This is a genomic window from Dechloromonas sp. HYN0024 (genome assembly GCF_003441615.1).
Taxonomy (GTDB): Bacteria; Pseudomonadota; Gammaproteobacteria; order Burkholderiales; family Rhodocyclaceae; genus Azonexus.
In genome coordinates this window covers 3250762-3258300 of the sequence record NZ_CP031842.1, presented here as the reverse complement: position 1 = coordinate 3258300, position 7539 = coordinate 3250762, and the positions used below count along the sequence as shown (strand labels likewise).

Genomic DNA, 7539 nt, shown 5'->3' with positions numbered 1-7539 from the left:
TGACGAAAAAACTCCTCCCCACACAGTCGACTTTGCGGTCGATGGCGGTTATTAGATTCTTGATTTGAAAAACATTTTTTGATTGGTCTGGCGACCGGGCGGCGGCCAGCAAAGACAGGATTCTACCCCCCATCCGGGAAGTTATCCACAGCTTTGGAAAATAATTGATCTTGACAGAACACCATCAAACAGGGTGTAATCACGCGTTTTTCTTCGCACATCAAGGGATTACAACATGAAACGCACGTATCAACCGTCGGTCGTGCGCCGCAAGCGCACCCATGGCTTCCTGGTCCGTATGCGCACCAAGGGTGGCCGTGCAGTTATTGCTGCTCGCCGCGCCAAGGGTCGTACGCGTCTGGCTGTATAAGCCGGACGTTCGGCGAGGTGGAACAAACCTTCGCCCGAAGCTATCGCCTGACAAAAACGGATGAGTTCTCATCCGTTTTTGGTTTCAGGAGGGCAATTCGAGGCAAAGTGCTGATGCTGCATTATCAGCCGCGCCCCGAAGGAAAGACCGAAGCGCGACTGGGTCTGGTCGTCGCCAAGAAGCTGCTCAAACGGGCGGTTGACCGCAACAAGGTCAAGCGCGTCGTGCGCGAGCAATTTCGACTGCGACAGGCCGGTTTACCAGCACTCGATCTGGTCGTCAGGCTTGCCGTCAAACCGGCTCCGCTCGACGGCAAGTTGGTCGCCGAGGATTTCCTTGCCCTGCTGGACAAACTGCAACGGCCACGGCCGAAGCGGGAAGTATGATGAAGCACCTGCTGATTGGTCTGGTTCGCATCTATCAATATGCGATCAGCCCATATCTCGGGAAACGCTGCCGCCATATGCCGAGTTGCTCGGCCTATATGGTGGAAGCAGTACAGAAATATGGCGCCTTCCGGGGTGGCTGGCTGGGCTTGAAACGAGTCGGCCGTTGCCACCCATGGCATCCTGGTGGGTATGATCCCGTACCCTGATTCAAGAATTCTTTTGTAGGCTGTTCATGGATACTCGTCGCCTGATACTGGTTTTGATCTTCACGTTCTCCAGCTTCATGCTGTGGGAAAACTGGCAGAAGTACAACCAGCCTAAGCCGGCCATTGATGCCGCTGCAACCGTTCCGGCAGGCAGTGCCGCGCCGGTGCCGTCGGCCGCCCTGCAGGGCAAGGCAGCGCCTGGCGCTCCGGTCGTTTCGGCGCCCGTTTCGACGGCTGAAACGTTCACCGTCACCACCGATCTGCTGAAAGCAAGCATTTCTGCCCAAGGCGGCGATGTGGTCGGCCTCGAGTTGCTGAAATACAAGGAACATGACAACAAGGACAAGACCTTTGTCCTGTTCGATCCCGCCCACCATTACCTGGCCCAGGCCGGACTGATCGGCGAAGGTTTGCCGACGCATCGTTCGACCTTCAAGCATGTCGGTGGCTCGACGACCCTGGCCGACGGTAAGGACGAACTGAAAGTACGCCTGGAGTCAGTTGATCAGAATGGGCTCAAGGTCGCCAAGATCCTGACGTTCAAGCGCGGCTCCTATCAGATCGATGTTGCCTGGGAAATCGCCAACGGCACTGACAAGCCGATTGCGCCGCACGCCTACTTCCAATTGCAGCGTGACGACGTAGCACCAGCCGGTGAAACCAAGATGGTGTCGACCTTTACTGGCCCGGCCGTCTATACCGATGCAGAAAAGTATCAGAAGATTGATTTCAGCGCGATCGCCGACAACAAGGCCAAGTTTGCCAAGACGGCCGACAATGGCTGGCTGGCCATGGTCCAGCACTACTTCGTGGCCGCCTGGGTACCGAAGGATAAGACCCAACGCGAGTACTACATGCGCAAGGTTGAAGGCGGCAACGTCTTCCAGACCGGGGTGATTGTGCCGGTTGATGAAATTGCACCTGGTGCCAAGGGTCAAACCTCGGTCAGTCTGTACGCCGGTCCGCAGGAACAGTCAGCCCTTAAACAGGCGGCTACCGGACTTGATCTGGTCGTCGATTATGGCTGGCTGACCGTAGTTGCCGCCCCGATTTTCTGGGCTCTCGAAGCGATCCACAAGCTGGTCGGCAACTGGGGTTGGGCGATTGTCGTCCTCACCATCATCATCAAGGCCATCTTCTTCCCGCTCTCCGCCGCTTCTTACCGGTCGATGGCTAAAATGAAGGTGCTGACGCCGCGTCTGACCCAGCTCAAGGAACGTTTTGGTGATGACAAGCAGCGCCTGAACCAGGAAATGATGAAGATGTACCAGACCGAGAAGGTCAATCCGCTCGGTGGCTGCCTCCCCATTCTGGTCCAGATTCCGGTCTTCATCTCGCTCTACTGGGTGCTGCTCGGTGCCGTTGAAATGCGCGATGCGCCGTGGATCCTGTGGATCAACGACCTCGCATCGGCTGACCCGTACTACATCCTGCCAGTCATCATGATGGTGTCGATGTTTGTCCAGACCAAACTCAACCCGACCCCGCCGGACCCGATCCAGGCCAAGGTAATGATGGCCATGCCGCTGATCTTCGGTTTCATGTTCTTCTGGTTCCCGGCCGGTCTGGTTCTCTACTGGGTGGTCAATAACGTGCTCTCCATTGCCCAGCAATGGCAGATCACGCGGCTCATCGACGCTGGCGGCAAGGCTGCCAACGACGCCAAAGCCTAAGGTGTGACCTCGGATACCATTGCCGCCATCGCCACGGCCCCCGGCCGGGGTGGTGTCGGCGTCATCCGCATTTCGGGCAGCAATTTGCTGCCCTTTGCTTTGGCACTGACCGGTAAAACACCGAAGCCGCGTTACGCGACGCTGGCTGATTTCAAGACGGCCGAGGGCATCGCCCTCGACAACGGGATACTTCTGTATTTCCCGAATCCCCACTCCTTTACTGGCGAAGACGTGCTTGAGCTGCAAGGCCACGGTGGTCCTGTAGTCATGCAGATGCTGCTCGCCCGTTGCCTTGATCTTGGGGCAAGACTGGCTGAACCAGGCGAATTCAGCCGACGTGCCTTTCTCAATGGCAAGTTGGATCTGGCCCAAGCCGAAGCCGTCGCCGATCTGATCGACGCGGCGACCACCAGTGCCGCACGTTCGGCCGTACGCTCGCTGCAGGGGGAGTTTTCCAAGGCTATCGGCGAGTTGAATGATGAACTGATCAACCTGCGCATGCTGGTTGAAGCCACGCTGGACTTTCCGGAAGAGGATATTGACTTCCTGAAGGCCGCCAATGCCTTTGGTCGCCTCGAAAATTTGCAGCGGAAGCTGGCCGAAATCTTCGATCGGGCCAGTCAGGGAAAACTTCTCCAGTCGGGTTTGCACGTTGTCCTTGCTGGCCAACCCAATGTCGGAAAATCATCATTGCTCAACCGGCTAGCTGGGGATGATCTGGCCATCGTGACGCCGATTGCCGGCACTACCCGCGATGCCCTGCGCTCGACCATCCAGATTGAGGGAATACCTTTACACATTATCGATACTGCCGGCTTGCGAGAAACCAGCGACGAAGTCGAAAGAATTGGCATTGAACGCAGTTGGAAAGAAATAGAGCGTGCCGACGCTGTCCTTCTACTAGTCGATGCACGAACTGGCATCAGCGCGGCTGATCGAGACATTCTTGCCCGCCTGCCGGAATCCCTCAAGCGGGTGACCATCTATAACAAGATCGACCTTTCAGGCGTCGCACCAGAACGGCATGACGAAGCTGAGAGCACAGCTATCTCATTGTCCGCCCGTTCAGGCGAGGGAATCGACCTGTTACGTCAGGAACTGTTGCGGATTGCCGGCTGGCATCAGGCTGAAGATGTTTTCATTGCCCGCGAACGTCACTTGCGGGCATTGTCCGCCGCGCAGGAACACCTGTTGACAGCAAGAAAGCTTGTTGAAGGGGCCTATCCCGCCCTTGAGCTTTTTGCCGAGGAACTTCGTCTGACGCAGAGCTCACTCGGTCTGATTACTGGCGAATTTACCCCTGACGATCTTCTGGGCGTAATTTTCAGCCGCTTCTGTATCGGAAAATAATAGGCCTTTAGGCATAGTCAAAATCCTTGTGCTGCGCGCCTTTCCACGTTTTTCCCACCGTGAAATGGTGGTGAAATAAAAATTTGTTACGGTAAAACAGTGGACTAGACAAATATTTCATTATGTGGGAAGATTTTCCTCAAAGGATATTTTTCCGACCAGATAATAACTGCATGCCAGAACTCGATTGCTGAGTGTCCGATTAGAGGAAATGGCATGCCTTGATATGAGACTAAAATGACAACTCGCAATGTACTTAACCACTGGAAAATCATCCACGCGAAAGCGTCCGAGGATGGTCAATACGTTGCATGCATTGAAGGTCGGGTCGCCAGTTCAAATCCCCGCTTCCCGCAATCATCGATCATCCGGACATCCTATCTGACGGCTTACGAAATCGACAATAACAAGTTCGTCGTGATTACAGCCCGTCGCTCTGAATATGTCCTGGGCACCCGGAATACAGCCGAGTTCCTCTCTGAGGATTTTCTCAAGAGCTTCCTGCCGGAGCGAAAGCTGGCACCTGTGTCGGCACCGTTTGACGGCGCAGGTAGCATGGTTGTCGCCTACCGCGAAGATGGTGAACAAAATGAACAGTCCTTCTTTACGGGCAATCAAATTACGCAGCTTGCTGAAGATAGTCGTTGATCCAAGGCGGATAACTTACTGATTATTTTTTAGGCATAAAATATTCAAAAACCCGGCAATTAGCCGGGTTTTTTTTCGGCTTCAAACCAAGAATTTTCTGAAAATACGCTGTAGATAAGGCTGTGCACAAGCTGTCCAAGGAATGTTGGCAACTAGGATATTTTCAAAAAGCCAAAAACTATCCGGAATTCATCCACAGGCAAACCAGCAGGTTACCAAGCACCAAATTTAGCAATTAAGTTAATGAATAAATTAAAAATTTTTACGTTATCCACAGAGTTGTTGCTAAGGTATTATCAGTAATAGGTTTACATATAGTTATTATCAAAAACCCTGTGAACCCTTTGTTCCTGACTTCTGGAAGCACTCCGTGGATTTCTTCACACCGGAAATAGTCGTTTTGTTGTTTGCTGCTTTGATGGCAGGTACAGTCGATGCCGTTGTCGGTGGTGGTGGACTGATTCAAATTCCCGCTCTGTTTGCTGTACGTCCGCTTGAATCAGCTGCAACGCTGTTTGGCACTAACAAATTTGCCAGCATTTTTGGCACAGCCAATGCAAGTTGGCGCTATGCGCGACAGATCACCATGCCGTGGAGAACAATTTTGCCGGCGGCCTTGAGTGCTTTTGCTTTTTCCTATCTAGGTGCAGCTGTCGTTGCCTGGTTACCGAAAGAAGTCATCAGGCCCTTGGTTTTACTGCTTCTGACCGTGGTAGCGGCTTACACACTGAAGGGCCAGAACTTTGGTCTACATCATCAACCAGTCCATGCCGGCAATAGGGAATTGGCATATGCCGTTCTTTTGGGTGGGGTGATAGGGTTTTATGATGGCTTCTTTGGGCCGGGCACTGGCAGTTTCCTGATTTTTCTCTTTGTCCGATTTTTCGGCTTCGATTTTCTGCATGCATCAGCCGGTGCAAAAATGGTCAATGTGGCGACCAATCTCGCTGCGCTCAGCTATTTTTTGCCACATGGGAATGTTTTGCCGCTATTGGCCATAGCAATGGCTGTCGCCAATGTAACGGGTTCAATGCTTGGTACCCGACTAGCCTTGAAACATGGAAGCCAGTTTGTCCGGCGGTTGTTTCTCGTCATGGTTAGCGTGCTGATTGCCAAATTTGCCTGGGATACACTGAGCTACTGGTAATACCTTGCAGGGAACCGGAGTGAGTTGGCGTTTTCTTATAAAATTCCGAGACTTCGATTGAGGAATCCTGCATGCGTATTACTCTTGTTCACCCGGCTGGCTTTAATTTCGTTCCCGGCCAACCGGATTTTTCGGTCCTGGCCAACCGCATGCCGCCTATCGGCATCATGCAACTGGCCAGTTGGCTGGAAAAATTCGGGCACAGTGTCCAACTGCATGATTGCCTTGGCCCCTATGCGCCGGCCACCATCGCTGAAAATGCCGAAATTGTGCTGGCCACGGATCCGGAAATGGTCGGCTTTTCGGCGACCACATCCGGTTTCATGGATGCCTTTGAAATCGCCGCCTATATAAGAGCCCGACGTCCCGAAATAAAAATTGTCTTTGGCAATGTCCACGTATCGTCGCTGGGTGCCCCCATCCTCGAACATTTTCCTGAAATCGATTACCTGGTTATCGGTGAAGGCGAGGGAGCCTTCCTTGATCTGGCGGATGGCAAGCCGCTCAAGAATGTTGGCAATCTCATCTACCGTGACGAAGCCGGAAAGATCCGTATAAATCCACGGCGTGACCGGATCATTGATCTTGATGAACTGCCGTTTCCGGCTTACGAAAAGCTGGCCGGTTTCCCGCATGCCTATCATCTGCCGCTGTTCGCCTATGAAAAACGCCATGGCGCGACCATGATTACCTCGCGGGGCTGTCCCTACACCTGTTCATTTTGTGACCGAACGGTCTTCGAGCGCCTCTACAAAACCAACTCGGCGCAATATACCTACGATCACATGAAGTACCTGCGGGACAGGTTTGGCGTCTATCACATCAACATGTACGACGATCTGTTCACAGCCAAGAAGCAGCGGGTTTTCGACCTTTGTGAGCTGCTTATTGAAAAGCCGCTGGGTATCCAATGGAATTGTGCCATCCGCACCGGCCATACCTCGGATGAAATGCTCGCCAAGCTCAAACAGGCCGGTGTGTTGATGGTATCGATGGGAATTGAATCAGCCGACCCGCAAATGATGGAACGTCACAAGGCGGGTGTAACGCTCGATGCCGTGCGCGATACGGTACGTCAGATCCACGCTGCCGGCTTGCGGGCCAAGGGATTGTTCATTTTTGGCATGCCCGGTGAAACACCGGAGACCGTGAAGGTGACGAGCGATTTCATCCTGTCTCTTGGCCTCGACGAAATGAACATGACCAAGTTCAGCCCCCTGCATGGTGCGCCAATCTGGGATGAATGCGCCAACAGCAAGGTTTCTGGCGAGATGATTGAAGACTGGCGGCTGATGAACTGCCTGAATTTTGTATTCCTCCCACACGGCTTTTCTTCGCGGGAGGAAATGGACGCCCTGTACAACTGGCACGTCAAACGCTTCTACGATAGCAAGGGGTATCGTCGGCGCTTCGCTAAGCGACTGTGGGCCCATCGCTGGAGTCTGTGGCACGTTATCAAGCACCTGCCGGAGACTATTGCAGCGGCACGCTATTTCAGTTCGAACAAGGAACAGCTCGAGAAGGCCAAACGGGAATTCAAACTTCATCCACGGCAGCCGGTTGGTTTGAAGCCTTTCCTGAGCCCTGATTTGCAGGTCGACAATATCGTCGCAATGTCACCAGTCAGAATTTCACGGCGTGACGCAATGAAGGCAATCATACCGCTCGCCGAGGAAGGTATATCGTGCTGCCCGCCGTCGGCCTCGCCGGCAGCGGTATAATTCCCCATTTTCGTCATGGGCATCGGTGCAACAGT

General features: G+C 53.5%; 8 protein-coding genes. All 8 read left to right on the top strand.

The window, feature by feature from the left end:
* Positions 1-235 precede the first annotated feature (235 nt).
* The 8 genes from rpmH (at position 236) to HYN24_RS15685 (ending at position 7504) form a co-directional block, all read left to right on the top strand.
* On the top strand, positions 236-370 hold the full coding sequence (gene rpmH / locus HYN24_RS15720; RefSeq protein WP_011289924.1) for a 50S ribosomal protein L34: 135 nt from the start codon (positions 236-238) through the stop codon (positions 368-370).
* Positions 371-387: 17 nt separating this feature from the next.
* A complete protein-coding gene (gene rnpA / locus HYN24_RS15715) occupies positions 388-756 on the top strand; it encodes a ribonuclease P protein component (protein ID WP_117610137.1) in 369 nt (122 codons plus the stop codon).
* Positions 756-965: a membrane protein insertion efficiency factor YidD gene (yidD, locus tag HYN24_RS15710; protein WP_205421409.1), complete on the top strand. Its 210-nt coding sequence runs from the start codon at positions 756-758 to the stop codon at positions 963-965. Before rnpA ends, yidD begins: the two co-directional genes overlap by 1 nt.
* Positions 966-991: 26 nt before the next feature.
* Positions 992-2638 carry a membrane protein insertase YidC gene (gene yidC / locus HYN24_RS15705; protein ID WP_117610135.1) on the top strand — a complete coding sequence of 549 codons (1647 nt, stop codon included), beginning with the start codon at positions 992-994 and terminating at the stop codon, positions 2636-2638.
* A 3-nt stretch (positions 2639-2641) separates the two neighbouring features.
* The gene (gene mnmE, locus HYN24_RS15700; protein ID WP_117610134.1) at positions 2642-3988 is read left to right on the top strand and encodes a tRNA uridine-5-carboxymethylaminomethyl(34) synthesis GTPase MnmE; all 1347 of its coding nucleotides are present in this window, start codon (positions 2642-2644) and stop codon (positions 3986-3988) included.
* A 237-nt stretch (positions 3989-4225) separates the two neighbouring features.
* The gene (locus HYN24_RS15695; RefSeq protein WP_117610133.1) at positions 4226-4636 is read left to right on the top strand and encodes a hypothetical protein; all 411 of its coding nucleotides are present in this window, start codon (positions 4226-4228) and stop codon (positions 4634-4636) included.
* A gap of 370 nt (positions 4637-5006) precedes the next feature.
* The gene (locus HYN24_RS15690) at positions 5007-5783 is read left to right on the top strand and encodes a TSUP family transporter (RefSeq protein ID WP_256372099.1); all 777 of its coding nucleotides are present in this window, start codon (positions 5007-5009) and stop codon (positions 5781-5783) included.
* Positions 5784-5854: 71 nt separating this feature from the next.
* On the top strand, positions 5855-7504 hold the full coding sequence (locus tag HYN24_RS15685; RefSeq protein WP_117610132.1) for a B12-binding domain-containing radical SAM protein: 1650 nt from the start codon (positions 5855-5857) through the stop codon (positions 7502-7504).
* Positions 7505-7539 lie beyond the last annotated feature (35 nt).

Excerpts from the sequence above, each read along its gene's own strand:
- yidC (WP_117610135.1), top strand. The coding sequence starts at position 992 with ATGGATACTCGTCGCCTGATACTGGTTTTGATCTTCACGTTCTCCAGC.
- HYN24_RS15685 (WP_117610132.1), top strand. The coding sequence starts at position 5,855 with ATGCGTATTACTCTTGTTCACCCGGCTGGCTTTAATTTCGTTCCCGGC.
- yidD (WP_205421409.1), top strand. The coding sequence starts at position 756 with ATGAAGCACCTGCTGATTGGTCTGGTTCGCATCTATCAATATGCGATC.
- rpmH (WP_011289924.1), top strand. The coding sequence starts at position 236 with ATGAAACGCACGTATCAACCGTCGGTCGTGCGCCGCAAGCGCACCCAT.
- HYN24_RS15695 (WP_117610133.1), top strand. The coding sequence starts at position 4,226 with ATGACAACTCGCAATGTACTTAACCACTGGAAAATCATCCACGCGAAA.